25 protein-coding genes and 1 riboswitch are annotated in these 26494 nt (G+C 62.4%); of the genes, 13 read left to right on the forward strand and 12 right to left on the reverse strand.

The genetic code is table 11. The features are described 5' to 3' along the window. Positions 1–95 precede the first annotated feature (95 nt). The 5 genes from CCOS864_RS25875 to tkt all read right to left on the reverse strand — a co-directional run bounded on the left by CCOS864_RS25875 (position 96) and on the right by tkt (position 5118). Positions 96–422 carry an MliC family protein gene (locus CCOS864_RS25875; RefSeq protein WP_115089215.1) on the reverse strand — a complete coding sequence of 109 codons (327 nt, stop codon included), beginning with the start codon at positions 420–422 and terminating at the stop codon, positions 96–98. 51 nt (positions 423–473) lie between these two features. Beyond that, the gene (locus CCOS864_RS25880; RefSeq protein WP_115089217.1) at positions 474–692 is read right to left on the reverse strand and encodes a hypothetical protein; all 219 of its coding nucleotides are present in this window, start codon (positions 690–692) and stop codon (positions 474–476) included. Between the two features lie 30 nt (positions 693–722). Next, complete coding sequence (locus CCOS864_RS25885; protein WP_115089218.1) at positions 723–1886, reverse strand: phosphoglycerate kinase; 1164 nt, start codon at positions 1884–1886, stop codon at positions 723–725. Between the two features lie 12 nt (positions 1887–1898). Next, positions 1899–2966 (reverse strand): erythrose-4-phosphate dehydrogenase, encoded by a 1068-nt coding sequence (gene epd / locus CCOS864_RS25890; protein ID WP_115089219.1) that lies wholly within the window; start codon positions 2964–2966, stop codon positions 1899–1901. 154 nt (positions 2967–3120) lie between these two features. Beyond that, positions 3121–5118 carry a transketolase gene (gene tkt, locus CCOS864_RS25895; protein WP_115089220.1) on the reverse strand — a complete coding sequence of 666 codons (1998 nt, stop codon included), beginning with the start codon at positions 5116–5118 and terminating at the stop codon, positions 3121–3123. Between the two features lie 259 nt (positions 5119–5377). Here tkt and CCOS864_RS25900 point away from each other — a divergent pair, with 259 nt between their 5' ends. From CCOS864_RS25900 to CCOS864_RS25915, 4 genes are all read left to right on the forward strand, one after another. After that, a complete protein-coding gene (locus tag CCOS864_RS25900) occupies positions 5378–6379 on the forward strand; it encodes an ArsR/SmtB family transcription factor (RefSeq protein ID WP_115089221.1) in 1002 nt (333 codons plus the stop codon). A 12-nt stretch (positions 6380–6391) separates the two neighbouring features. Continuing rightward, positions 6392–7582 carry a methionine adenosyltransferase gene (gene metK / locus CCOS864_RS25905; protein WP_038997515.1) on the forward strand — a complete coding sequence of 397 codons (1191 nt, stop codon included), beginning with the start codon at positions 6392–6394 and terminating at the stop codon, positions 7580–7582. A 167-nt stretch (positions 7583–7749) separates the two neighbouring features. Continuing rightward, positions 7750–9429 carry an NAD-dependent DNA ligase LigB gene (gene ligB / locus CCOS864_RS25910; RefSeq protein ID WP_115089222.1) on the forward strand — a complete coding sequence of 560 codons (1680 nt, stop codon included), beginning with the start codon at positions 7750–7752 and terminating at the stop codon, positions 9427–9429. Positions 9430–9488: 59 nt separating this feature from the next. Then, positions 9489–9884 (forward strand): DUF1090 domain-containing protein, encoded by a 396-nt coding sequence (locus CCOS864_RS25915; RefSeq protein WP_115089223.1) that lies wholly within the window; start codon positions 9489–9491, stop codon positions 9882–9884. Between the two features lie 130 nt (positions 9885–10014). On the opposite strand, the gene CCOS864_RS25920 is transcribed toward CCOS864_RS25915, so the two are convergent. Then, complete coding sequence (locus tag CCOS864_RS25920; RefSeq protein ID WP_115089518.1) at positions 10015–10461, reverse strand: c-type cytochrome; 447 nt, start codon at positions 10459–10461, stop codon at positions 10015–10017. A gap of 130 nt (positions 10462–10591) precedes the next feature. Here CCOS864_RS25920 and mltA point away from each other — a divergent pair, with 130 nt between their 5' ends. Continuing rightward, positions 10592–11743, forward strand: coding sequence for a murein transglycosylase A (gene mltA, locus CCOS864_RS25925; protein ID WP_115089224.1), 1152 nt, complete (start codon positions 10592–10594; stop codon positions 11741–11743). 6 nt (positions 11744–11749) lie between these two features. On the opposite strand, the gene CCOS864_RS25930 is transcribed toward mltA, so the two are convergent. Then, positions 11750–12136 (reverse strand): MAPEG family protein, encoded by a 387-nt coding sequence (locus CCOS864_RS25930; protein ID WP_115089225.1) that lies wholly within the window; start codon positions 12134–12136, stop codon positions 11750–11752. A 25-nt stretch (positions 12137–12161) separates the two neighbouring features. After that, positions 12162–12995, reverse strand: a complete 834-nt coding sequence (locus tag CCOS864_RS25935) for an EamA family transporter (RefSeq protein WP_115089226.1) — start codon at positions 12993–12995, stop codon at positions 12162–12164. A gap of 200 nt (positions 12996–13195) precedes the next feature. Here CCOS864_RS25935 and CCOS864_RS25940 point away from each other — a divergent pair, with 200 nt between their 5' ends. Beyond that, complete coding sequence (locus CCOS864_RS25940; RefSeq protein WP_115089227.1) at positions 13196–14431, forward strand: cation:proton antiporter; 1236 nt, start codon at positions 13196–13198, stop codon at positions 14429–14431. Positions 14432–14521: 90 nt separating this feature from the next. Here the strand turns inward: CCOS864_RS25940 and CCOS864_RS25945 are convergent, their stop codons facing one another. Beyond that, entirely contained in the window at positions 14522–14920 is a 399-nt protein-coding gene (locus CCOS864_RS25945) for an acyl-CoA thioesterase (protein WP_115089228.1), read from the reverse strand. A gap of 338 nt (positions 14921–15258) precedes the next feature. Here CCOS864_RS25945 and CCOS864_RS25950 point away from each other — a divergent pair, with 338 nt between their 5' ends. The 7 genes from CCOS864_RS25950 to CCOS864_RS25980 all read left to right on the forward strand — a co-directional run bounded on the left by CCOS864_RS25950 (position 15259) and on the right by CCOS864_RS25980 (position 23069). Further along, positions 15259–15765, forward strand: coding sequence for an inclusion body family protein (locus CCOS864_RS25950; protein WP_115089229.1), 507 nt, complete (start codon positions 15259–15261; stop codon positions 15763–15765). A 78-nt stretch (positions 15766–15843) separates the two neighbouring features. Further along, on the forward strand, positions 15844–16353 hold the full coding sequence (locus CCOS864_RS25955) for a hypothetical protein (RefSeq protein ID WP_115089230.1): 510 nt from the start codon (positions 15844–15846) through the stop codon (positions 16351–16353). Between the two features lie 99 nt (positions 16354–16452). Then, positions 16453–16556: riboswitch (S-adenosyl-L-homocysteine riboswitch) on the forward strand. 21 nt (positions 16557–16577) lie between these two features. After that, entirely contained in the window at positions 16578–17987 is a 1410-nt protein-coding gene (gene ahcY, locus CCOS864_RS25960; protein ID WP_115089231.1) for an adenosylhomocysteinase, read from the forward strand. A 93-nt stretch (positions 17988–18080) separates the two neighbouring features. Next, on the forward strand, positions 18081–18926 hold the full coding sequence (metF, locus tag CCOS864_RS25965; RefSeq protein ID WP_115089232.1) for a methylenetetrahydrofolate reductase [NAD(P)H]: 846 nt from the start codon (positions 18081–18083) through the stop codon (positions 18924–18926). Positions 18927–19036: 110 nt separating this feature from the next. After that, positions 19037–20119, forward strand: coding sequence for a hypothetical protein (locus tag CCOS864_RS25970; RefSeq protein WP_115089233.1), 1083 nt, complete (start codon positions 19037–19039; stop codon positions 20117–20119). Positions 20120–20184: 65 nt separating this feature from the next. Continuing rightward, the gene (locus CCOS864_RS25975; RefSeq protein WP_115089234.1) at positions 20185–20970 is read left to right on the forward strand and encodes a substrate-binding periplasmic protein; all 786 of its coding nucleotides are present in this window, start codon (positions 20185–20187) and stop codon (positions 20968–20970) included. Between the two features lie 221 nt (positions 20971–21191). Then, a complete protein-coding gene (locus CCOS864_RS25980) occupies positions 21192–23069 on the forward strand; it encodes an RNA helicase RhlE2 (RefSeq protein ID WP_115089235.1) in 1878 nt (625 codons plus the stop codon). Between the two features lie 64 nt (positions 23070–23133). On the opposite strand, the gene CCOS864_RS25985 is transcribed toward CCOS864_RS25980, so the two are convergent. From CCOS864_RS25985 to CCOS864_RS25995, 3 genes are all read right to left on the reverse strand, one after another. Then, positions 23134–23712, reverse strand: a complete 579-nt coding sequence (locus CCOS864_RS25985; protein ID WP_115089236.1) for a YceI family protein — start codon at positions 23710–23712, stop codon at positions 23134–23136. A gap of 33 nt (positions 23713–23745) precedes the next feature. After that, the gene (locus CCOS864_RS25990; RefSeq protein WP_115089237.1) at positions 23746–24297 is read right to left on the reverse strand and encodes a cytochrome b; all 552 of its coding nucleotides are present in this window, start codon (positions 24295–24297) and stop codon (positions 23746–23748) included. A gap of 263 nt (positions 24298–24560) precedes the next feature. Next, positions 24561–26411, reverse strand: a complete 1851-nt coding sequence (locus CCOS864_RS25995; RefSeq protein WP_115089238.1) for a flavin monoamine oxidase family protein — start codon at positions 26409–26411, stop codon at positions 24561–24563. Between the last annotated feature and the right edge of the window lie 83 nt (positions 26412–26494).

The raw sequence follows: 26494 nt of genomic DNA on the forward strand, positions 1-26494 counted from the left end.
TGTATCTCTCTCCCGACAAGCGTCGTTTTTCGTGCAAGCCTGCCGCAGCGGCGGTTGCTATTCAAGTAGTGTGGGCCTTCGAGCGGCCCGGCCAGTCACGGCGCCTTGCAGCCCCGCCCTATCAAATCATCGGTGGCGACCCAGTACACCAGGCCTTCATCACCCTTGCTGTGGAACGCCAGCACTCCATCGCTGTACAACGCACCCGAGCCACTGGGCTCCGGCTTGAGCCGGTAGACCTGGTCGCCGCCACCAAGACGCACGTCCATATCCTGCTGGCTGCTATCGGCAAAGCGCCAGAGTACTTCAGCCTGGCTGTCACAGACCCAGCGGGTCCAGTTGTCGGTCGGCGCCGGCGCAGGCTTGAGGCTTGCACAACCACCGAGTACTGCCAGGGCCATCAAGGCCACTACCGCTTTCATCCAATATCCTCTAGCAGACCACAAACCGGCCGGTAGGTTGCCCTGAACCGATCAAGGGCACCCCGGGGCCCGGTGCTGATGTTCGTCGTCGTATTTCTCCAGGCCATCCGGGCCCAGCCTTTTGTTGATCACCGGTACCGTCTCGGCCTGCCATTCAGACTGATAACAGCCACCTTTCGGCGCGCCGGGCTTTGGCGTCGCCTGCTCCGGGTTACTGGAGCAAGCGCCGAGCAGCCCGGCCAGGATAATCACAGGCAATTGCTTGACCATCGGGTCGCTCCCTTTGCCAGGCCGAATGGATCAGGCCTTGGCCCGCTGTTCCAGCATTTCAACGGCCGGCAGCACTTTACCTTCTACGAACTCGAGGAATGCACCGCCACCGGTAGAAATGTAGGAGATTTGCTCGGCTACGCCATATTTGTCGATGGCTGCCAGGGTATCGCCACCACCGGCGATGGAGAACGCAGTGCTGTCGGCGATGGCCTGGGCCAGCACCTTGGTGCCGTTGCCGAACTGGTCGAATTCAAACACGCCAACCGGGCCGTTCCACAGGATGGTCTTCGACGACTTCAGCAGCTCGGCGAAGTTGGCTGCGGTTTGCGGGCCAATGTCCAGGATCATGTCGTCTTCGGCAACGTCGGCAACCAGCTTGACGGTCGCTTCAGCGCTTTCAGCGAATTCCTTGGCCACGACTACGTCCACCGGCAGCGGCACGTTGACCTTGGCGGCAATGGCCTTGGCAGTGTCGATCAGGTCTGGCTCGTACAGCGACTTGCCAACCGGGTGACCGGCAGCGGCCAGGAAGGTGTTGGCGATGCCGCCGCCGACGATCAGCAGGTCGCAGATCTGGCTCAGGCTGTTGAGCACGTCCAGCTTGGTCGAGACCTTGGAGCCGGCAACGATGGCCGCCATCGGCTTGGCCGGGGCTTTCAGGGCCTTGCCCAGGGCATCCAGTTCGGCGGCCAGCAGCGGGCCAGCAGCAGCCACCTTGGCGAACTTGGCGACACCGTGAGTCGAGCCTTCAGCGCGGTGAGCGGTACCGAAGGCATCCATCACGAACACGTCGCACAGGGCGGCGTACTTCTGCGCCAGCTCGTCGGCGTTCTTCTTCTCGCCCTTGTTGAAGCGCACGTTCTCGAACAGGACGATATCACCGGCCTTGATTTCGACACCGTCGAGGTAGTCGGCAACCAGCGGCACGTCGCGGCCCAGGGCCTTGCTCAGGTACTCGGCGACCGGCTTGAGGCTGTTCTCGGCGGAGAATTCGCCTTCGCTCGGGCGGCCCAGGTGCGAGCAGACCATCACGGCCGCGCCCTTTTCCAGGGCCAGCTTGATGGTCGGCAGCGAAGCGAGGATGCGCGCATCGCTGGCAACCACACCGTCCTTCACAGGCACGTTGAGGTCTTCGCGGATCAGTACGCGCTTACCTTGCAGATCGAGGTCGGTCATCTTCAACACGGTCATGAATGCAGTCCTTCAGGGCTGTTTACAAGTGGAGCGGGTTTGATTGACGACGTGCAGAAAGTGATCGGCAACGTCGAGCATACGGTTGGCAAAACCCCATTCGTTGTCGAACCAGGCCAGCAGGTTGACCAGCCGGGGGCCGGAAACGCGGGTCTGGCTGGCATCGACAATCGCCGAATGCGGGTCATGGTTGAAATCACAGCTGGCGTGCGGCAGTTCAGTGTAGGCCAGCAGACCTCGCAGCGGGCCGCTCAGGGCGGCTTCGCGCAGCACCCGGTTGACCTCGGCCGCAGTGGTGTCGCGGGCGGTCTGCAGGGTGATGTCCAGGCACGACACGTTAACGGTCGGCACGCGTACGGCTTTGGCCTGAATTCGCCCGGCAAGTTCCGGCAGCAGCCGTTCGATGCCGCGGGCCAGGCCCGTGGACACCGGGATCACCGACTGGAACGCCGAACGGGTACGGCGCAGGTCTTCGTGGTGATAGGCGTCGATGACCGGCTGGTCGTTCATCGCCGAGTGGATGGTGGTGATCGACACGTACTCCAGGCCAAAGGCCTGGTCCAGCACGCGCAGCAGCGGCACGCCGCAGTTGGTGGTGCAGGAGGCGTTGGAGACCAGCCTCTCGGTGCCATCCAGGCAATCCTGGTTGATCCCGTAGACCACTGTGGCGTCGACATCTGCCTCACTGGCCATGGGTTGGGAGAACAGCACCCGCGGCGCACCGGCGTCGAGAAAACGCTGGGCATCGGCGCGGGTGTTGTAGGCACCGGAACACTCCAGCACCAGATCGACGTCGAGCGCCGCCCAGTCGACCCCTTCCGGGGTGGCACTGCGCAATACTTTCACGCAGTCGCCATTGATATGCAGACAATCGCCGTCGACCTTCACCTCACCGGGGAAACGCCCGTGGGTGGAGTCGAAGCGTGTCAGGTATTCGATACTGGCCTGGTCGGCCAGGTCATTCAGTGCAACGATCTCGAAGCCCGCCTTCGCCCCCCGCTCAAAGAGTGCGCGCAAGACGCAACGACCAATACGGCCGTAGCCGTTGAGTGCAACTTTGTAAGGACGCGTTTGGGGCATGGGATGCTCACGGAACAGAAGCGTTATCTGCAACCTGCGGGAATCGAGTTGACTTCAATCGCTGGCAAGCCAGCTCCCACAGGGATCACCGCAGCCCCTGTGGGAGCTGGCTTGCCAGCGATGAAGCCGACGCCAGTCCCACAGGGAAACGGGATCAGTCTTCCAGCAGCTCTTCAGCAGTACCCAGGATGTTTTCCAGGGTGAAACCGAACTCTTCGAACAAGGCCGACGCAGGTGCCGACTCGCCGTAGGTGGTCATGCCGATGACGCGGCCTTCGAGGCCGACGTACTTGTACCAGAAGTCGGCATGGGCCGCTTCGATGGCGATACGCGCGCCGACTTCCAGCGGCAGCACCGACTGCTTGTAGCCAGCCTCCTGGGCATCGAACACGCTGGTCGACGGCATGGACACCACGCGTACCTTGCGGCCTTGCTCGGTCAGCTTGTCGAAGGCCTGAACCGCCAGGCCGACTTCGGAACCGGTGGCGATCAGGATCAGCTCAGGCTCGCCTGCGCAGTCTTTGAGGACGTAGCCACCGCGGCTGATGTTGGCGATCTGCTCGGCATCACGCTCCTGGTGCTGCAGGTTCTGACGCGAGAAGATCAGCGCCGACGGGCCGTCTTTACGCTCCAGGGCGAACTTCCAGGATACCGCCGACTCGACGGCATCGGCTGGGCGCCAGGTGTCCAGGTTCGGCGTGCTGCGCAGGCTGGTCAGTTGCTCGATCGGCTGGTGGGTCGGACCGTCTTCGCCCAGACCGATGGAGTCGTGGGTGTAGACGTGGATGACCCGCTGCTTCATCAGCGCCGACATGCGCACTGCGTTGCGGGCATATTCCATGAACATCAGGAAGGTGGCGCCGTAAGGCACCAGACCGCCGTGCAGGGCAACACCGTTCATGATTGCGGTCATGCCGAACTCGCGCACGCCGTAGAACATGTAGTTGCCGCTGGCGTCTTCGGCGCTGACGCCTTTGCAGCCTTTCCACAGGGTCAGGTTGGAACCGGCCAGGTCAGCCGAACCGCCGAGCAGTTCAGGCAGCAGCGGGCCAAAGGCGTTCAGGGCGTTCTGGCTGGCTTTACGGCTGGCAATGGTTTCGCCCTTGGCCGCGACTTCAGCGATGTAGGCCGCTGCTTTCTCGGCAAAATCAGCCGGCAGGTCACCGCTCAGGCGACGCACCAGTTCGTTGGCAAGCTCAGGGTGAGCCGCGGAGTAGGCCGCGAAACGCTGGTCCCACTCGGCTTCAACGGCCTTGCCGGCCTCCTTGGCGTCCCACTCGGCGTAGATGTCAGCCGGGATTTCGAACGGGCCGTGGTTCCAGTTCAGCGCTTTGCGCGCCAGGGCGATTTCGTCGTTGCCCAGCGGAGCACCGTGGCAATCTTCCTTGCCCTGCTTGTTCGGCGAACCGAAACCGATGATGGTCTTGCAGCAGATCAGGGTCGGCTGCTCGCTCTTGCGCGCGGTATCGATGGCGGTGCGGATCTCGTCGGCGTCATGGCCGTCGACATTGCGGATCACCTGCCAGTTGTAGGCTTCGAAACGCTTCGGGGTGTCATCGGTGAACCAGCCTTCGACTTCACCGTCGATGGAGATACCGTTGTCATCGTAGAAGGCGATCAGCTTGCCCAGGCCCAGGGTACCGGCCAGGGAAGCGACTTCGTGGGAAATGCCTTCCATCATGCAACCATCACCCAGGAACACATAGGTGTGGTGGTCGACGATGTTGTGGTTCTTGCGGTTGAACTGGCCAGCCAGGACTTTTTCAGCCAGGGCGAAACCAACGGCGTTGGCCAGGCCCTGACCCAGTGGCCCGGTGGTTGTCTCGACGCCCGGGGTGTAACCGAGCTCCGGGTGGCCCGGGGTACGGCTGTGCAACTGACGGAAGCTCTTCAGGTCGTCGATCGACAGGTCGTAGCCGGTCAGGTGCAGCAGCGAATAGATCAGCATCGAACCGTGGCCGTTGGACAGCACGAAGCGGTCACGGTCAGCGAAGCTCGGGTTGGTCGGGTTGTGCTTCAGATAATCACGCCAAAGAACCTCGGCGATATCCGCCATGCCCATAGGGGCACCGGGGTGGCCGCTGTTGGCCTTTTGCACGGCATCCATGCTGAGGGCACGAATGGCGTTGGCACGCTCACGACGGCTGGGCATCGCTTATCTCCTGGGTGTTGAATTAGTTACGAAACGAAAAAAGGCGGCCATTTTCGCCCAGGCACGTACCCGGGGGCAATGACGGATGGTCGATGCAGCATGATTTTCCTGTGAATGAGAGAAGAATCAGGCGTTAACCCGGGCAAACAGCCGGATCGGTCGCACAGCCTGCGACGAATTGCCCCGCCTATCGCGCAATATCAAAACTTTTTGATATTGGCCTTGCGACGTTATCGTTGCCTGACTAGACTGCCGCTCCATGAACCTACCCGTGCCGTCGATCCGCCAAGAGCAAAGCGATGCGCTGGCTGCCCTGTGCAAAGCCGGCGGCGACCCGCTGCGCCTGAACGTATTGCGCGCACTGGCCAGCGATTCGTTCGGCGTGCTGGAACTGGCGCAGATCTTCGCCATTGGCCAGTCGGGCATGAGCCACCACCTCAAGGTGCTGGCCCAGGCCGGATTGGTGGCGACCCGCCGCGAAGGCAATGCGATCTTCTACCGCCGCGCCCTGCCCGACGGCCTCAGCCTCGGCGGCAAGCTGCATGCGGCATTGCTTGAGGAGGTCGACGGGCTGACCCTGGCCGATGATGTCCAGGCCCGTATCGCTCAGGTGCAACAACGTCGGGCGGCCACCAGCCAGGACTTTTTCCTGCGAGTCGAAGAGAAGTTTCGCGCACAGCAGGACTTGATTGCCGGCTTGCCGCAGTACCGCGAAAGCCTGTTGGCCTTGCTCGACAAACTCAGTTTTGAAGCCGGCGCCAATGCCCTTGAAGTGGGCCCCGGCGATGGCGAATTTCTTCCCGAGCTGGCCCGGCGCTTTACCCGGGTCACCGCCCTGGACAACAGCCCGACCATGCTCGACCTGGCCCGCCGGGTCTGCGAGCGCGAAGGTCTGGCTAATGTGAACCTGCAGTTGGCCGATGCACTCAGTGCAACGGATGTGGAAGCCGACTGCGTAGTGCTGAACATGGTCCTGCACCATTTCAGCGCCCCGGCCGAAGCCCTGCGGCAGTTGGCCAACCGTGTGAAACCAGGCGGCAGCCTGTTGGTAACAGAGTTGTGCAGCCACGACCAGAGCTGGGCCAGAGAGGCCTGTGGCGATATCTGGCTGGGCTTCGAGCAGGACGACCTGGCCCGTTGGGCCAGCGCTGCGGGACTGGCTCCCGGGGACAGCCTCTATGTGGGCTTACGTAATGGTTTCCAGATTCAGGTCCGCCATTTTCAGCGACCGGCTGGCGACATCACCATCGGTAAATTTTAGGAACCCGTCGAGATGAGCGAATACTCCCTTTTCACCTCCGAGTCCGTGTCTGAAGGGCATCCGGACAAAATCGCCGACCAGATTTCGGATGCGGTGCTGGACGCCATCATCACCCAGGACAAGTTCGCCCGCGTGGCCTGCGAAACCCTGGTGAAAACCGGCGTAGCGATCATCGCTGGCGAAGTCACCACCTCGGCCTGGGTCGATCTGGAAGACATCGTTCGTAAAGTGATCGTCGACATCGGTTACAACAGTTCCGACGTCGGCTTTGACGGCGCGACCTGCGCGGTCATGAACATCATCGGCAAGCAGTCGGTAGACATCGCCCAGGGCGTTGACCGCAGCAAGCCTGAAGACCAGGGCGCCGGCGATCAGGGCCTGATGTTCGGTTACGCCAGCAACGAGACCGACGTGCTGATGCCAGCACCGATCTGCTTCTCGCACCGCCTGGTCGAGCGCCAGGCCGAAGCGCGCAAGTCCGGCCTGCTGCCGTGGCTGCGCCCGGATGCCAAGTCGCAGGTTACCTGCCGTTACGAAGGCGGCAAGGTAGTCGGTATCGATGCCGTGGTGCTGTCGACCCAGCACAACCCTGAAGTGTCGCAAAAAGACCTGCAGGAAGCGGTGATGGAGCTGATCGTCAAGCACACCCTGCCGGCTGAACTGCTGCACAAGGACACTCAGTTCCACATCAACCCGACCGGCCAGTTCATCATCGGTGGCCCGGTAGGCGACTGCGGCCTGACCGGCCGCAAGATCATCGTCGACAGCTACGGCGGCATGGCCCGTCACGGTGGTGGCGCGTTCTCCGGCAAGGACCCGTCCAAGGTTGACCGTTCTGCCGCCTATGCCGGTCGCTACGTGGCCAAGAACATCGTCGCCGCCGGCCTGGCCGAGCGTTGCGAGATCCAGGTTTCCTACGCCATCGGCGTCGCTCAGCCGACTTCGATCTCGCTGAACACCTTCGGTACCGGCAAGATCTCCGACGACAAGATCGTCCAGTTGGTTCGCGAGTGCTTCGACCTGCGTCCGTACGCAATCACCACCATGCTCGACCTGCTGCACCCGATGTACCAGGAGACTGCTGCCTACGGTCACTTCGGCCGTATCCCGCAACAGAAGACCGTCGGCGACGACACCTTCACCACCTTCACCTGGGAACGCACCGACCGCGTCGACGCCCTGCGCGCCGCTGCCGGTCTGTAAAAGCTGAAGTTGTAAAAAAAGCCCCAGCCGGTCACTCGGCTGGGGCTTTTTTGTAGGAGCGGGCTTGCCCCGCGATGAAGTACGCAACATGACCTGACAGTTGAGGACTGCTAACGCCACCAAACTTTTCTAGGCTATGCATTCCATCACGAGCAAGGATGCTCGCCATGCTGCACAAGTCCCTGTTGTCCCTTCTGCTCTTCTTTTGGCTGCTCCCGGCACACGCGCAGACCTGCCCCGCCTGGACGCCCGTTCAGGCCCGGGCAGAAGTCCGCCAGCTCCAGCAAACCCTTGCCGACTGGGACGACCACTATCATCGCCAGGGGGTCTCGCTGGTCGCTGACGAACTTTATGACCAGAGCCGTACCCGCCTGACGCATCTGCAAAGCTGCTTCCCCTCGCCGACAAAGTCGCAGGGCAACCCGCTGAAAAACGCCGTCGGCCCTCTGCGCCACCCGATTCCCCATACCGGCCTGGGCAAGCTGGCCGACGATGCCGCAGTCAAAGCCTGGCTGCATGACAAGCAAGACCTGTGGATTCAACCCAAGGTCGACGGCGTGGCCGCCACCCTGGTCTATCGCGGCGGCAAGCTGGTGCAACTGATCAGCCGTGGCGATGGCGTCCATGGCCATGACTGGAGCCGGCACATACCGGCTCTGGGCACACTCAACCAGCAGCTACCCGAGCCCCTCGACCTGGTGCTCCAGGGCGAACTGTTCTGGCGCCTGGACGGCCACGTGCAAGCCAACGCCGGCAGCCTCAACGCCCGCGGCAATGTCGCCGGCCTGCTCGCGCGCAAACGCATCAGTGCCGAACAGGGCGCTGTGGTCGGATTGTTTGTCTGGGCCTGGCCGCTGGGGCCGGCCGACCAGCGCGAGCGGCTCAAGGGCTTGAGTGCATTGGGCTTCGAATACAGCGAGCGGTACAGCGAACCCTTGAGCACCTTTGCCGATGCAGCCAGATGGCGTGAGCATTGGTACCGCAGCCCACTACCCTTCGCCAGCGACGGCGTTGTGCTGCGTCAGGGCAAGCGCCCGGACGGCACCCGCTGGCAAGCACGCGACCCATACTGGATAACGGCCTGGAAGTACCCCTTTGCCCAGGCCCTGGCCGAAGTCCGTGGCGTGCAGTTCACTATCGGTCGCACCGGGCGCATCACCCCGGTGCTGCAAATCGAGCCGGTGCAACTGGATGACCGGCAGATCCGCCAGGTCAGCCTCGGTTCCTTTCAGCGCTGGCAGCAGCTGGACATCCGCCCCGGCGACCAGGTTGCCATCAGCCTGGCCGGGCTGACCATCCCGCGCCTGGATGAGGTAGTACTGCGCAGTGTTCAGCGCATGGACCTCGCGGTTCCGGACCCTGCCCGGTACCACCCGCTCAGTTGCTGGCAACCTAGCGATGGCTGCCGCCGCCAGTTCATCGCCCGCCTCAACTGGCTCAGCGGCAAGCAAGGCCTGAACATGCCGCGACTGGGACCGGGCACCTGGGAAAAACTGATCGACAGTGGTCATGTGCGAGGCCTGGGCGACTGGCTGGACCTGCAGGACGAAGACTTGCAGTCGGTACCTGGACTTGGCGAAAGCAGCCGCCAGCACTTGCTGCATGCCTTCGACCAGGCCCGCCAGCAACCCTTTGCGCGCTGGCTCAGCGCTTTGGGCGTACCGGCCGCAATCCCGTTAAAGCCAACGCTCACCTGGGCAGATCTGCTCCAGCGCGATGCCGAGCAGTGGTTGGCAGAACCAGGCATAGGCCCGGGTCGCAGTGCGCAGCTATTGGCTTTTTTCCGCTCCCCGGAGGTGCAAATAGTGGCCGAACAATTGCGCAGACACACAATCGAGGGTTTCTAATTTTCCCGGATCAAGGCAGCATCAAGGATTCTGCCAAGCCCGCGACAACGGAGCCCCCAATGAAACTGCTTTCCCCGCTTGCCCTGTTCACCGCCTGTTCACTCCTGGCCACGCCCCTGCTGGCTGCCGAACAACAGCCAGGCCTGACCGGTTGCGCAGCCAAGAAGCAAGCCATCAGCGAGCAGATCGAACAGGCTCGCGCCCATGGCAACAGCGATCAGCAAGCCGGTCTGGAAAAGGCGCTGAGCGAAGTGAATGAGCACTGCACCGACGCCGGCCTGCGCAAGGAGCGCGAGCAGAAAGTCCTCGACGCCCGCCACGAAGTGAACCAGCGTACCAAGGACCTGGACAAGGCCATGAAGAAAGGCGATGCCGAGAAGATCAACAAGCGCAAGGACAAGCTGGCCGAGTCCAAGCAGGAGCTGCAGCACGCCCTGGATGAGTTGGAGAAGTAACAGCAGGCGGGAACATTGGGGCTGCTACGCAGCCCATCGTCGGCAAAGCCAACTCCCACAATGTGACTTGCCGTGCACCCTGTGGGAGCTGGCGTTGCCAGCGATGGGGCGCCCCGCGCCCCTTGATCACTCAGTGATTTCGAAACTCGGTATGACAGGCTTTGCACGCCGCCTCGACCTTGTTCATCGGCTCGGTCAGCTGCGCGGCCTTGAGCGGCTGGGCACGGGTCACCGCCACCAGTTCGGCGGTGGTGGCTTCCATCTGCCGTGCCAGGTCCTGGAAGCGCGCCTGCTTCTCCCAGACATCGGTGCGGGCGCTGGTATCATCCTCTTCGCGAACCTGCGGGAAGTGCTTCCACGGTTCACGGGACAGGTTATCGAGCTTGACCGCGCCATCGGCGAACTTCTGCCCGTCGAACGCCAGGCGCCCGCGCAGCATGCCGCCCAGGTCTTCGCTGGTCTTGAGCATCTGTTTGAAGATCGTCTTGCGCTGGCCCAATGGCGAGTTGGGATCGACCCCGCCACAGGCACTCAGGGTCAAACACGCCAGCAGTACCACAGAAAGTCGCTTGAGCATCTTGATCACTTCGGCTCACGGAAAAAGGCGGCCAGTATCCTCGCCTCACCGGCAAAGACCAATACCCTTATTAAAACTACGGTTTGCAAAATACGCTGGAAGCCCCGCAAACCGCCGAGGAACCTCGTTGATGAAACTTCCTTTGCGCCACCTTGGCTGGACCCTGTCAGTGCTGGCCCTGCTGGCCGGCTGCAACGGCAGCGCGCCGGAAAAACCAAAGCCACACCCGCTGGCCACCTATGTCGGCGCTACCTGGAAAGACCTGCCACAGGTCAGCGATAGCGACCTGGTAGCCGGCTTCGAATCCTGGCGCAGTGCCTGCGAGCGACTCAAGCGCGATGCAGTCTGGGCCAACACCTGCACGGCAGCGGCAGCCGTTCCTTCAAGCCCGGCTGAAGTACGCAGTTTTCTCCAGGCGCAGCTGGACGTCTACAGCATGCGTTCGGCCGAAAACAACGCCAATGGCCTGATCACTGGCTACTACGAGCCGGTCTACCCCGGCAGCCTGGCCCAGACCGACAGCGCCAATGTGCCCATCTATGGCGTACCGGACGACATGATCGTTGTAGCCCTGGACAGCGTCTATCCCGAGCTCAAGGGCAAGCGCCTGCGCGGCCGCCTTGAAGGCCGGGTGCTCAAACCCTATGACACCGCAGAAACCATCAATGCCCAGGGCGCCAAGGCACCGGTGCTGGCCTGGTTGACCGACCCGATGGACCTGCAGTTCCTGCAGATCCAGGGTTCGGGCCGCATTCAACTGGAAGACGGCCGCCAGCTGCGCATCGGTTACGCCGACCAGAACGGCCACCCCTATCGCCCGATCGGCCGCTGGCTGGTGGAACAGGGGCAGTTGAAAAAAGAAGAAGTGACCATGGGCAGCATCCATGCCTGGGCACAGAGCAACCCTACGCGGGTACCGGAGCTGTTGGCGAGCAATCCCAGCTACGTATTCTTCAGCACTCGCCCGGACAGCAACGAAGGCCCACGAGGCTCGCTCAACGTGCCGCTGACCGCAGGTTACAGTGTAGCCATCGATCGCAAGGTGATTCCGCTGGGGAGTCTGCTGTGGCTGTCCACCACCCGCCCTGACGGGGCCCCGGTAGTGCGCCCGGTCGCCGCCCAGGACACCGGCGGGGCGATCACCGGAGAGGTGCGCGCCGATCTGTTCTGGGGCACCGGCAGTGAAGCTGGCAAGCTGGCCGGTGACATGAAGCAGCAGGGTCAAATTTGGCTGTTGTGGCCCAAGGGCACAGCCCTGCCGGCCGTGCCCCAGGTGCCATGATACGGTTCAGATCGAGACGAAGAAGAACGACGCGATCAGGCCCAGGCCAACGAACCACACCAGCGAACGCAGGGCGGCCCAGTCGGCCAGGTAGCAGATGATGTAGAGCAGGCGGCTGGTGATGTAGAGCACCGCCAGCACGTCCTGGGTCACCTGCTCGGCATTGCCGACGATGTCGGCGATGATCACTGCTGCGGCGAACGCCGGGAAAGCTTCGAAACTGTTCAATTGCGCCGCGTGGGCCCGACGCGGAAAGCCTTCGAGCTTGTCGAGGAAAGCCCGCGGGTCGTGGTTCTGGCGCAGGTTGAAGCGCCCGCTGCCAACCTTGGCGATGCTGGTACACACAATGGGCAGGAACAACGCAATCAGTACACACCAGAAGGCAACGGTCATGGCCAGGTCCTTGTCAGTAGAATTATCAGAGTTTCATGATCAGCATGCCGATCAGCACCAGCGCACAGGCTAAGAGCCTCGGCCCGCCAAAAGGTTCTTTGAGGTAGCGCATGCCGAACAGCACTACCAGGATTACGCTGACCTCGCGCAGCGCCGCGGCCTCGGCCACCGAGCCCAACTGCATGGCCCAGAGCACCAGGGCGTAGCTGAACAACACGCAAAAACCCACCGCCAGCCCCAACCGCCACTGCAGACGCCAGAACAGCATGAACGGCGCGCGTCGGGCCACCCCTGCCAGCAGCGGAAACGGCCAGGCACTGACCAGGGTCAGCCATACAAGATAGTCCAGCGGCTGCGACCACAGGCGGATTGCCTGACCGTCGAGCCAGGTGTAGCAACCGATGCACAGGCCAATCAGTGCCACCACCGGCAGCATCGACCAGGGCAATCGGTCACCGCCGCCGCCCTGCCAGAGCAGACACACCATGCCACAGGGGATCAGCAGGATGCCGATAATCTGCTGGCTGCTCAGGGATTCGCCGGCAAACGTCAGGGTCAGCGCCAGCACCACCAGCGGCGACAAGCCGCGCATCAGCGGGTAGACCAGCCCCAGGTCGCCGACCCGATAGGCTTGAATCAGCAGAAAACGATAGAAGAGTTCAAACAGCGCCGACGCCAGCATCCACGGCCAGACTTCATCCGGCGGCACCTGGACGAACGCCACCATGGCAACGGCAAACACCAGCGCCACCACGTCCATGCTGGCAATCACCAGCAGGCGTTCGCCGCTGAATTTGATCAGGGTGTTCCAGGTCGCGTGCAGCAGCGCGGCGACCAGTACCAGTGAAGTGGCGAGCACGCAAAGGTCCTTGGCAAGACAGGAGAGGTCATCAATGGCCAGCCGCTATATAACCACTTCGGCGCCGGGTGCTGGAAACGAAATCGGCTGAACGCGGTCAACGCATCCAGTCAAAAGTGTGTCCCGAAGCCCTCGGCAGGTCATCAAAGAAATGCCCGAGGTTATCGGGTGTCGACTTGGAAGCCACTACAGGACCTAGGATGCTTGAGCTCGTTGCTGCGTTTATCTGTTTGACCACCCTCCTCACCTATGTAAATTACCGCTTTATCGGCCTGCCCCCGACCATCGGCGTGATGGTGACCGCATTGCTGTTCTCGCTGCTGCTGCAAGGCCTGAGCGTGATCGGTTACCCCGGCCTGGAAGAACGCGTGCAGGGCCTGATGAACCAGATCGATTTCAACGATCTGCTGATGCACTGGATGCTGTCGTTCCTGCTGTTCGCTGGCGCCTTGCATGTAAACCTTGCCGACCTGCGCAGCTATCGCTGGCCGATTGGCCTGCTGGCGACCGTCGGCGTGTTGATCGCCACTGTGGTCATCGGTTTTCTCGCCCACTGGATTTTCGCCCTGTTCGGCTGGCACGTGAGCCTGCTCTACTGCCTGCTGTTCGGTGCCCTGATCTCGCCGACCGACCCGATTGCGGTACTCGGCGCGCTACGTACTGCCAATGCTTCCAAGCCACTGAAGACCACCATCGTCGGTGAGTCGCTGTTCAACGACGGTACCGCCGTTGTGGTGTTCACCGTGCTGCTGGGCATCGCCCAACTCGGCGAAACACCAACGGTGGCTGACACCGCGATCCTGTTCGCCCGCGAAGCCATTGGCGGCATCGTGTTCGGCGGCCTGGTGGGCTACATCACCTACCGCATGATCAAGAGCATCGAGCAGTACCAGGTCGAGGTCATGCTGACCCTGGCACTGGTCATCGGCGGTTCGGCCATGGCCTACGAGCTGCACGTTTCGGCGCCGATCGCCATGGTGGTCGCCGGCCTGATCATCGGCAACCTTGGCCGCAACCTGGCAATGAACGACATGACCCGTCGTTACATGGACGGTTTCTGGGAACTGATCGACGACATGCTCAACGCCCTGCTGTTCGCCCTGATCGGCCTGGAGCTGCTACTGCTGCCGTTCTCGTGGATGCACCTGGCGGCCGCCGGCGTGCTGGCGGTGGCGATCCTGTTGTCGCGCCTGCTGACCGTGGCCCCGGCCATCGTCATGCTGCGCCGCTGGCGCCCGGTGCCGCGTGGCACCGTGCGGGTCCTGACCTGGGGTGGCTTGCGCGGTGGCGTGTCGGTGGCCCTGGCCCTGTCGCTGCCAACCGGTACCGAGCGCGACCTGTTGCTGAGCATTACCTACATCGTGGTGCTGTCGTCGATCCTGTTGCAGGGCCTGACGATCGGGCGGGTGGTGCGTGGGGTTACCGAGCAGCCTTGAGGCCGCTATCGCTGGCAAGCCAGCTCCCACATATCCTGGCCCTTGTGGGAGCGGCGGTGCGGCGACCCGACTTGACCCGCGATGCTGTTGTTACTCTACCGCGGTATCGAACTGATCCTTGATGTACTTGATCTCGGTGCGCCCGTGCGGCGCCGGCAAGCCGTCTTCACCCAGGTTGACGAAGACCATGCGGTCGACCGTGAGGATGCTCTTGCGGGTGATCTTGTTGCGCACTTCGCACTTGAGGGTGACCGAGGTGCGGCCGAACTCGGTGGCGGTGATGCCCAGCTCGATGATGTCGCCCTGGCGCGAGGCGCTGACGAAGTTGATCTCGGAGATGTACTTGGTCACCACGCGCTGGTTGCCCAGCTGCACGATCGCGTAGATCGCCGCCTCTTCGTCGATCCAGCGCAGCAGGCTGCCGCCGAACAGGGTGCCATTAGGGTTGAGGTCTTCGGGCTTGACCCATTTGCGGGTGTGGAAATTCATCTGTACTCCTGACCTGCATAGCCTCTGAAAGTCGGGCAGCGAAGGGCAACACAGCCCTCCGGCCCTCGCTCTACATGGTAGTCCCATTCGGGTGGAATCGACCAATACGACCATTGGTCAGTAGCCATGGAAATTCCACTGGTTGCCCTTTGACACCCCGTTTGATGCGTCTAGCCTGAGCATGTGATCCGCAGATCACTCCAGGTAGTCGGACAACCGGAACTTGGCATACGGCGCGGCAGAACCGGCATCGCAGGCAGCGAAGCTCCGGGCAGTGCCAGTGGAGAGCAACTGAGGCTCACCATTGACCTACTCGAACAGTGAAAAGGAATCCACTCATGTCCAGAGTCATCGACGTCAGCATCAATTTCGACACCGAAACCATCCTCAAGAAATTCCCCAATCCGAGCAAGGACCCGAACAAGCCCACGTTCATCCCGCCGGAACATATCTACATGGTTACCTACCAGGACAACGTCATCGCCGGCCAGGCCGGTGGCGAGTTGCACCTTAAGGGCCGTGTGGGTGACGTTATCCGCTGGCGTGAAACGAGCATTTCGTTTGGTTTCGAGCAGTCGGTGATCCTTTATGGGTTCGTTTCCACCGACCCGAATCACCAACTGCTGGAAGACCCTCGCGCACTGAAGGCCAAAGTGCAAACGGCCGTGCCTAACGCCAACAACAAGACCGTGCCGACATGCCAGGTCAACGACAACTACTACTGGCGCGGCGACCTGCTCGCGCAAGGCCAGGTCACTTACCACTTCAAGTTCATGATCGTCGATCGTGATTGCAAGTGCTGTGGCTACTTCGAATGGGATCCGTTCATCACCATCACCAACTGATCCAGGGCAAGCGCCGCCGGCCAGCCGGCGGCGCACATCAAAGTCCGCCCCAATTGGTGCTCATGGAAGGAGCTCATCATGACCACGGAGAAACCCGAACACGTTTTGCTGATCGTCGATGCCAAGGGCCTGCTTGCCGATCTCGACCCGCTACCCACTGACCCCGACTCGCCCGCCGATCTCGATCCCCGCCACCTCTGCATCCTGCACTCCCGCCCGGAAACGGATGCCCCCTTGCTTGTCGAGTCGCCGCGACTGACCGTCGAGGCCGGGAAAACGCTGCTGCTGCGCGTGGTCCCGGTGGCGCTGCTCGGCGAGGAAATACTCTTCAGCCACAGCCCTGCCAGCGTGCCGCCGCTGGCTATCGAGCTGACCGAACAGCGCAGCCTGCGCCTGGCACTTCCCGAAGCCTCTGCCCCTCTGCAACCGTCGAGCCGCGAGGTCGACGATTACCACTGGCAACTGCGCAGCGACCAGCCTGGCGAATTCAAACTCACCTGGCAGGTCGCGGTACTGGCCCAGGACTGCGAGCCACTGGCCCACCTGAGCCTGCACCTGGACCTGGTGGTGACGGAGCCGACAGACTGAGTCTTTGATTTGTCTTTATCGCTTGGGAAGCTCGAAAAGCCCGGCTATAATCGCCCGGCATTATTCGACGGTGGCCGCATTGGCCACCGTTCCCGCCACCTGTCCGAGGGGCGCTGCAGCAGGTTAAACCTGTCAGGCTCGGATGGGGCGTTGTCCGCAAGGCCTGCCTGCGGACACTAAACGCACAACGGCGCCCATTCGCACACTACGAATGGAGGCTCTCAATGAGCGCTGTAAACACGCCTGCTGGTTTTACCGATTACAAAGTCGCCGATATCTCCCTGGCCGCCTGGGGCCGTCGCGAGACCATCATTGCTGAATCGGAAATGCCTGCGCTGATGGGCCTGCGCCGCAAGTACCTGGAAGAGCAACCGCTCAAGGGTGCGAAAATTCTCGGCTGCATCCACATGACCATCCAGACTGCCGTGCTGATCGAAACCCTGGTTGCCCTGGGTGCCGAAGTGCGCTGGTCGTCCTGCAACATCTTCTCGACTCAAGACCAGGCCGCTGCCTCCATCGCCGCTGCCGGCATCCCTGTCTTCGCCTGGAAAGGCGAAACCGAAGAAGAGTACGAGTGGTGCCTGGAGCAGACCATCCTCAAGGATGGCCAGCCATGGGACGCCAACATGATCCTCGACGACGGCGGCGACCTCACCGAGCTGCTGCACAAGAAGTACCCGGCTGTTCTGGATCGCGTCCATGGCGTCACCGAAGAGACCACCACCGGCGTGCACCGCCTGCTCGACATGCTGGCCAAGGGCGAGCTGAAAGTCCCGGCGATCAACGTCAACGACTCGGTCACCAAGAGCAAGAACGACAACAAATACGGCTGCCGTCACAGCCTCAACGACGCCATCAAGCGCGGCACCGACCACCTGCTGTCGGGCAAGCAGGCGCTGGTCATCGGTTACGGTGACGTGGGCAAGGGCTCGGCCCAGTCGCTGCGTCAGGAAGGCATGATCGTCAAGGTTTCGGAAGTCGACCCGATCTGCGCCATGCAAGCCTGCATGGACGGTTTCGAGCTGGTCTCGCCGTTCATCGACGGTATCAACAACGGTACCGAAGCGAGCATCGACAAGGCCCTGCTGGGCAAGATCGACCTGATCGTGACCACCACCGGTAACGTCAACGTCTGCGACGCCAATATGCTCAAGGCCCTGAAGAAGCGCGCCGTGGTCTGCAACATCGGCCACTTCGACAATGAAATCGACACCGCTTTCATGCGCAAGAACTGGGCCTGGGAAGAAGTCAAACCACAGGTACACAAGATTCACCGTACCGGCCATGGCGACTTCGACCCACAGAACGACGACTACCTGATCCTGCTGGCCGAAGGCCGCCTGGTGAACCTGGGCAACGCTACCGGCCACCCAAGCCGGATCATGGACGGCTCGTTCGCCAACCAGGTCCTGGCGCAGATCTTCCTGTTCGAGCAGAAGTATGCCGACCTGCCAGCCGCTCAGAAAGCCGAGCGCCTGACCGTTGAAGTCCTGCCGAAGAAACTCGACGAAGAAGTGGCCCTGGAAATGGTCCGCGGCTTCGGTGGCGTAGTGACCCAACTGACCCCGCAACAGGCCGAGTACATCGGCGTGACTGTTGAAGGGCCGTTCAAGCCACACGCCTACCGTTACTGATAGTTGGTAGCTGCAAGCGGCAAGCTGCAAGCGGTTCGCGCCGCTTCTGCTTGTCGCTTGCGGCTTGTAGCTTGCCGCTGAAGAGAATCTTCTATGTCTCAGGAACGTCGTTACAGCTTCGAGTTCTTCCCGACCAAGACCGATGCTGGACATGAAAAACTGCTCGCCACTGCCCGCCAGCTGGCCAGCTACAACCCGGATTTCTTCTCCTGCACCTACGGTGCCGGTGGCTCGACCCGCGACCGCACACTCAACACCGTGCTGCAGCTGGAAAGCGAAGTGAAAGTCCCGGCGGCGCCGCACCTGTCGTGCGTCGGTGACAGCAAGGACGACCTGCGCTCGCTGCTGACCCAGTACCAGGCAGCCGGCATCCAGCGTATCGTCGCCCTGCGCGGCGACCTGCCGTCAGGCATGGGCATGGCCAGCGGCGAACTGCGCTACGCCAACGAACTGGTCGAGTTCATCCGCCAGGAAAGCGGCGATCACTTCCATATCGAAATCGCCGCCTACCCGGAGATGCACCCTCAGGCGCGCAACTTCGAAGATGACCTGAAGAACTTCGTGCGCAAGGCCAACGCCGGTGCCAACAGCGCCATCACCCAGTACTTCTTCAACGCCGACAGCTACTTCTACTTCGTCGAACGCGTGCAGCAGATGGGTGTGGATATTCCTGTAGTACCGGGGATCATGCCGATCACCAACTACAGCAAGCTGGCGCGCTTCTCCGACGCCTGCGGCGCCGAGATCCCGCGCTGGATCCGCAAGCAGCTGGAAGCCTATGGCGATGATGTGAAGAGCATTCAGGCCTACGGTGAAGAAATCATCACCCGCATGTGCGAGCAATTGCTGCAAGGCGGCGCACCAGGGCTGCACTTCTATACCCTGAACCAGGCCGATCCGAGCCTGGCGATCTGGAACAACCTCAAGTTGCCCCGCTGATCGACCCGCTACACCACTGGTAACAATTGCTTCAGAATTCTGAAAAGGCCTTTCGCTTACGCTAAGGGCCTTTTCTGCATTCTCACCCCCTGACGGATTTTCGTGCCTACATGCGCCAAGGACTTACCCCTGCTCGACCGCAACTCGTTTACCTGGTCTTCGGGCCACCTACCTATCATCAGGAGGCCCAGTTCAGCATCGTCAGCGCCCTGGCCAACCTGCGCAAGACCCCGGGGGAAGCACTCGACATCCAGGTCTACAGCGACAATCCCGAACCTTACCAGCACCTGCCGGTAACCGTTCATCTACTGGACCAGGCAACCCGTGAAGCCTGGAACCAGCCCTATGGGTATCACTTTCGCAGCAAGCACGTGGTGCTGCGCCAGGTGCTGGCCAGCGCGCCCATGGCCGTATTGATCGATACCGACACCTTTTTCCATCAGTCGCCCATCGAGCTGTTTCGCCGGGTCAAGCCAGGCACCCTGCTGTGCAACGCCATCGGCGGCACCTACGGCGATGATCCGCACTGCCCGCTGTTCCAGACCCTGGCATCCATGCTCAAGGAGCGCGACCTGGCAGACCAGCACATGCCGCTGCTGAACTCCGGAGTCATCGGCCTGGTGCAGGAAGACGCGCCGCTGCTCGATCGCTCCATCGCCTTGATGGACGAGTACTATCCCCATGCCAAGGGTGCCTACACCCTGGAAGAGTTCTGCCTGGCTGTCGCGGCCTACCGGCATATGCAGGTCAACCAGTGCACCGACCTCATCCATCACTATTGGAGCCGCAAGCAGCTGTTCCGGGCCAAGGTCCAGGCCTGGCTGGCCAAGCACCAGCAAGCACCGTTGAGCGCCGAGGCACTTGCCGATGTCGCCCGGGTCAACGCTCAGTTGCCCAAGCCGCCGACCTTGCAACGCCTGGGCTACAAGGCACTGAGCCTGACTCTGCCGGCCGAACAGCGCCAGTTCATGCGCGAATTGCTCAACGGCTGCTACGACTACCCCAACGAGTTCGATCGCGCGTGCGCTTCGGCCTGGTGGGACAAAGCCCTCGACAACGCCAAGGCCCGCCATCCACGGCCGATTTGCCCCGACACCCTGCACCAGTGGTTCGCGCACCCAGGCATGCGCCTGTCGCTGGGCCGCAAGCATGGCACCGTGCGTGACTCCCTGTTAAAGCGATCACAGCGCTGACAACCCGGCTGGATCGACATGCACGGCTACTAGCCATAGCCGTGCACACGTCGTAATCTCCAGCCATGCCCGATTTCACCCGCCTGTTGACCGCCCTGTTTCTCACTTGCCTGAGTGCCTTTGCCCACGGCGAGAAGCTGCGTATCGTCACCGAACCCTGGGCGCCCTATGTGTACCTTGAGGACGGTCAGGCCAAAGGCATCGACTACGAGGTGACCGCCGAGGTGTTCAAGCGCCTGGGGGTCGAGGTGGAATGGCAGTTCCTGCCCTGGAAGCGCTGCCTGGCCATGATCGAGCAGGGCCTGGCCGATGGCGTACTGGACATCTTCCAGACCGAACAGCGCGACAGCCAGCTGTTCTACCCCAGCGAGCCGCTGTCCGACGTCGAATTCACCCTGTTCTACGCCAACGACCGCCCGCACAAGGTCAAGCGCCTGGAAGACCTGCGCGGCCTGACGGTCGGTACCTCGCCCGGCTACAGCTACGGCGCGGCGTTCATCGATTCGCCGCTGTTCACCCGCGAGCCCGCACCCACCCACGAGGCCAACTTCGGCAAGCTGCAGCGTGGGCGCATCGACCTGCTGATCACCGACCGCCGGGTGGGTCGCTACCTGGTGCGCAACCTGGGCCTGGAGCAGCAGATCAGTGAGCTGCCGCTGGTGATCAGCCGCCAGAGCCAGTACCTGGCAGTACGCCGCAATGTCGGCATGGACCTGCTGGCCCAGCGCTTTGCCGCCGAACTGCGGCGCTTCAAGCGCGAGCCTGCCTATGCCGAGTTGCACGCACGCTACGCCAGTGCCGGGGAAAACTTTCAACCCGCCGTTGAGCAGCAGGAACGCAGCACGCGCTGAATGCTCTGTTATACTCGGGCCTTCCCGCCAGGCTTACGCCCGGACGCTCGGCCTTGCAAAAGGCATCCCGACCGGCAGGACAGCGCGGCCAAGAGCCCGCCCGCCGCCCCGGATGCGCATTGAAGACCCTGCTGGACCGGACGCGATAGCATCACCTGATGCCCGTCGCGCCAGGCAAGATTATCCCATCGGGCTCAGCCCCCATTAGAACAGGATTACTCATGTCCTTTGCTTCCCTCGGTCTCTCCGAGGCTCTAGTCCGCGCTATCGAGGCAGCGGGCTACACCCAGCCCACTCCGGTGCAACAGCGGGCCATTCCCGCCGTGTTGCAAGGCCGCGACCTGATGGTTGCCGCCCAGACAGGTACTGGTAAAACCGGCGGCTTCGCCCTGCCGATCCTTGAGCGCCTGTTCCCCGGTGGTCACCCGGACAAGTCCCAGCGTCATGGCCCACGCCAGCCGCGGGTCCTGGTGCTGACCCCGACGCGCGAACTGGCCGCCCAGGTTCACGACAGCTTCAAGGTCTACGCCCGCGACCTCAAATTCGTCAGCGCCTGCATCTTCGGTGGTGTCGGCATGAACCCGCAGGTTCAGGCCATGGCCAAGGGCGTTGACGTGCTGGTGGCCTGCCCGGGCCGTCTGCTCGACCTGGCCGGTCAGGGCAGCGTTGATCTGTCCCACGTCGAAACCCTGGTGCTGGACGAAGCCGACCGCATGCTCGACATGGGCTTCATCCACGACGTGAAGAAGGTCCTTGCCCGCCTGCCGGCCAAGCGCCAGAACCTGCTGTTCTCGGCAACCTTCTCCAAGGACATCACGGACCTTGCCGACAAGCTGCTGCACAACCCCGAGCGCATCGAAGTCACGCCGCCCAATACCACCGTCGAGCGTATCGAGCAGCGCGTCTACCGCCTGCCGGCAAGCCACAAGCGCGCCTTGCTGGCTCACCTGATCACCACGGGTGCCTGGGAACAGGTTCTGGTCTTCACCCGTACCAAGCATGGCGCCAACCGCCTGGCCGAGTACCTGGAAAAGCACGGCCTGACCGCCGCCGCAATCCACGGCAACAAGAGCCAGAACGCGCGCACCAAGGCCCTGGCCGACTTCAAGGCCGGCACCGTGCGCATCATGGTCGCCACCGACATCGCCGCCCGAGGCCTGGACATCGACCAGCTGCCGCACGTGGTCAACTTCGAGCTGCCCAACGTCGAGGAAGACTACGTCCACCGTATCGGCCGTACCGGCCGTGCCGGTCGTTCGGGCGAGGCCATCTCGCTGGTCGCCCCGGATGAAGAAAAGCTGCTCAAGAGCATCGAGCGCGTCACCCGCCAGAAGATCCCTGATGGCGACCTGATGGGTTTTGACGCGTCCAAAGTCGAAGCAGAAAAACCCGAAACCCGTGAACGCCCGCAAAACAATCCTCGCGGTGGCCGTGGCCAGCGTGCCGATGGCAGCAATGCCGGCAGCGGCGGTCGCAAGGACAAGGGCAAGGACCAGGGCAAAGACAAAGGCCGCGACAAGGACAAGGAAAAAACTGCGGAGAAATCCGCTGGTGGCCGCCAGGAGCGCAAGCCTCGCGACAACAAGCCGCGTCAGGCCCAGTCCTCCCAGCCAGGCACTGCGCCGGTGCAAGCCAATCGTGATCCGGAAGAGTTTCTGGATGACGAAGTGGATAACTTCGGTAACCGCGCCGACTACGTCAGCCCTTACCAGAACAAGGGCAACCAGGGCCGCAACCGTCGCCCGGGCGCACCTGCCCAGGCGGGCGCCGGTACCGGTGGCCAGCCACGCGGCGGCCAGCCGCGCAGCAACAACGCCCCGCGCAGCGGCGGCGGTGCTTCGGCCAACGGCGAGAAGCGCGGTGGTGGTGCCCGTAATGGTGGTGGCAGCCGTGACGGTGGCGGTCGCAATCGCCGCCCGGCTCGGGACGAACAATCGAGCAAAGAGCCGGCCGTACGCAATCCGCGTGAAGGCCAGCCGCAACCAAAGATTGTGCACAAAGAGTCGAAGATCGACCGCTTCCCGACTGCCGAACAGCTCGAACAGCTGCCAAGCCGTCCGCGTGGCGAGAAGCCTGCGCTGCTGACGCGTAACCGCTGATTCAGCGAGCGCGCCAACAAAAACGCCGCCCCTAGGGGCGGCGTTTTTGTTTGTTGCGCAGCAATTACTTCTGCTTGATGCCTTCGATCGAGATGTCCAGATCCAGGGTCTGCGAAGAAGGACCCGGGCCCTTGATGCCGAAATCGTTCAGGTTCAGCTTGGTCGTGGCGTTGAAGCCAGCGCGCTCGCCGCCCCATGGATCCTTGCCTTCACCGTTGAAGGTGGCCTTGAAGATCACCGGCTTGGTCACGCCGTGCAGGGTCAGGTCGCCGGTCACGTCAGCGGTTTTCTCGCCGGTCGATTTGACGCTGGTGGAGACGAACTTGGCTTCTGGGAATTTGCTCACATCGAGGAAGTCTTTGCTGGCGATGTGCTTGTCACGCTCGGCGTGGTTCGACCACAGGCTGGCGGTTTTCAGGTCGACAGCGATCTTGCTGGCTTCAGGCTTGGTGGCATCCCAGCTGAAGGAACCATCGAAATCCTTGAAGGTACCGTGGATGAAGCTGTAACCCAGGTGGCTGATCTTCCAGTCAACGAAGGCGTGCTGGCCTTCCTTGTCGATCTTGTAGTCTGCTGCCATGGCTTGGCCGGCCGAGAGCAGTGCGGTACCGAGCGCCAGAGCGGCAAAAGTCTTTTTCAACATGCGTCTATATCCCTTTGGAGTTGAGGTTGAACATCAAGCTTTGCGGCCCAGCATGCGGATCAGGGTCGCGTCACGGTCGATAAAGTGGTGTTTCAGGGCTGCCAGGCCGTGCAGTCCGGCAAAGATCACCAGCCCCCAGGCCAGGTAGAAATGGATCTCGCCGGCGACGTCGGCCTGGTCGGGCAGGTTGCTGACCAGCGCTGGCACTTCGAAAAGACCGAACACCGGGATGCCGACGCCATCGGCGGTAGAAATCAGGTAGCCGGCAATCATCACCGCGAACAGCCCCAGGTACAGTAGGCCGTGGCCGGCCTTGGAGGCCAGGCGGGTAAGCGAGCTGTGGCTGACCGGTGCCGGTGGCGGCGGGCTGATAAAGCGCCAGAGCACACGCAGCAGCATTACACCCAGCAGTACCAGACCGATGCTTTTGTGCAGGTCGGGAGCGTCTTTGCGCCATGGGCTGTAGTAGTCCAGGCCCATCATCCACAGGCCCAGGCCGAACAGGCCGAATACAGCCAGAGCAACACCCCAGTGCAGGACGATGCTGACAAAGCCATAACGAGAAGGTGAATTGCGCAGTTGCATTGCCGTGTTTCCCTGTAAGAACTGTGCTCAAGACTAACGAGTTATCTATCGATTTAAAGCGGAAAATTTCGCTTTGAAATATCGAGAAATACGATCTTTAGTATGAAGCGGAGCCATTAAGGAAACATTAACCACGTGGGAAGGGAAGCCCCGTTGGGTCTGGGGGCCGCCGCGCGGCCCGTCGCCGGCAAGGCCGGCTCCCACGGGTTCGGTGTGTGCTTAACCCTGTGGGAGCCGGCCTTGCCGGCGATGAAGTCAGCGCATTACTGCGCCTTGGCCTGGGTATTGGCCAGCGGCTTTTTCACCGGCTCCGCCTTGGCGGCGGCTTTCTTCGCGGGCGCAGCCTTGGCTGCAGTCTTCTTCGGCTGCTGGGCCTTGGCCACCGGCTTTTTCGCCGGTGCCTGCTTGGCCGCAGGTTTGGCCGGGGCCGCTTTCACCGGCGCCTTGGCCGGCTCTTCCTTGGCTACCGGTGCCACCGCAGGTGCTGGTGCATCTACCGGGGCTGAGGTCGGTGCCACGTCGGCAGGCTTGGCCGCAGGGGCCGGTTTGTCATCGCCACCGAACATGCGCTTGAAGAAGCCAGGCTTGCCCTCTTCCTTCTTCACCGGCTCCTCGGCCTTGGCCGTCTTGTCGGAAGAACCGCTGAACAGGTTGCTGAAGAAGTTGCCCTTGCTCGCCGCCGCAGCAGCGGTGCCTGCAGCGGCCGTAGCGGCAACAGCCTTGGCCGGTTCGAACGACTTGCCGGCCGCCAGATCCTGGACCTGGCTGGCAGCACGCTGGCCACTGCGCAGGGCGCCTTCGAGGGTCCCCGGGTGCATCGCATCGGTGTGTTCGCCAGCAAAGGCAATACGCTGCACAGGACGCTCCCACAGGCGCCAGTACTTGCTGATCTGGCCCGGGCCATAGGCGAGATACGCGCCGCCGGTACCGACGTCGGTGCTGTAACGGCGCACTTCGTAGCCGGTGAAGGCGCCACGGGCCTGCGGGTAGAAGGCGTGCAGGCGGATCAGCACCTGGTCGACCATCTGTTTGTCGCCAAAGGCTTGCAGCAGACGCGCGTTGTCGCCGGACAGGTTGATCACCACGTTGGCGCCACCCTTGAGCGCAGGCTCGATCCAGAGCATGCCCAGGCCAGTGTTGCTGTAGATCTCGCCGGACATCCGCGCGCGGCTTTCCCATACCGGCGTCTTGAACTTGAGCATCAGCTGGTCGCGCCAGCCGTAGTTGGTGCCCTTGAGAGCGGCCAGGTGCTTGGTGTCCAGGCCCGGGGTCATCTGGATCTTCGACAGGGCGCGCAGCGGCACGGCCAGCACCACGTAATCGGCCTGGTAACCAACGCTACCGACCTTGACGGTGACGCCGTCCTTGTCCTGGATGATGGCGCTGACCGGCGATTGGGTCTTGATGGTCTTGAGTTGCTTGACGAAGGCCTGGGCCAGTACCGGGCTGCCGCCTGGCAGGCGCGCGGCGCGCAGGTCACGGTCGCTGACACCACGGTAGACGCGGGTCTGCTGGGCGAAATAGAGCAGCGACAGGCGCGACGGCTCGTCGTAGCGGGTACGGATCTGCTGATTGACCAACTGGCGTGCGGTGGCCGGCAACTGCAGCTTGTCGAGCCAGCCGGAGACGTTGAGCTGGTCGAGGGCAAACAGGGTGCTGTTGGCCGCCGGGTTCAGCGGATCGTCGATCGAACGCGCCAGGTCGTCGAGGGTCTTCTCATAACGCTTGAGCGCCTCGGCGGTGGCCGGTTGCTTGGTGGTGAGGTCGGCAGCGCTGAAATACTCGCCGTCGATCAGGTAACCCGGGGTCCGCACGAACTCCGGTGCCGGCAAGGTGCTGAGTTTGAAGGTGTCCAGGTACTGGTTGAGCACCGGCTGGGCCTTGCTGTTGCCGATCCATTCGCTGGTCGCCAGGCCCGAGCGCCCGCCCATGCCGGTCTTGGCTTCCAGCAGGGTCACCTGCCAGCCCTTGTTCTGCAACTCATAGGCGGCTGTCAGGCCGGCCAGACCGCCACCGACGACGATTGCCGTCGGGGCCTTGTCCTTGGCCAGCGCAGCGCCGCTGAACAGTCCTATCATTACCAGCGCACAGGCGCGCAGCCAACCAGCAGACATTTGGCGAACTCCGGATAAAAGCAGAAGTGTTTGGGGGGATCCCCCCAGAAAGAATAGCCGAAGGATACGCCACGCCAAGCGCC

The organism is Pseudomonas wadenswilerensis (assembly GCF_900497695.1).
Classification (GTDB): Bacteria; Pseudomonadota; Gammaproteobacteria; order Pseudomonadales; family Pseudomonadaceae; genus Aquipseudomonas; species Aquipseudomonas wadenswilerensis.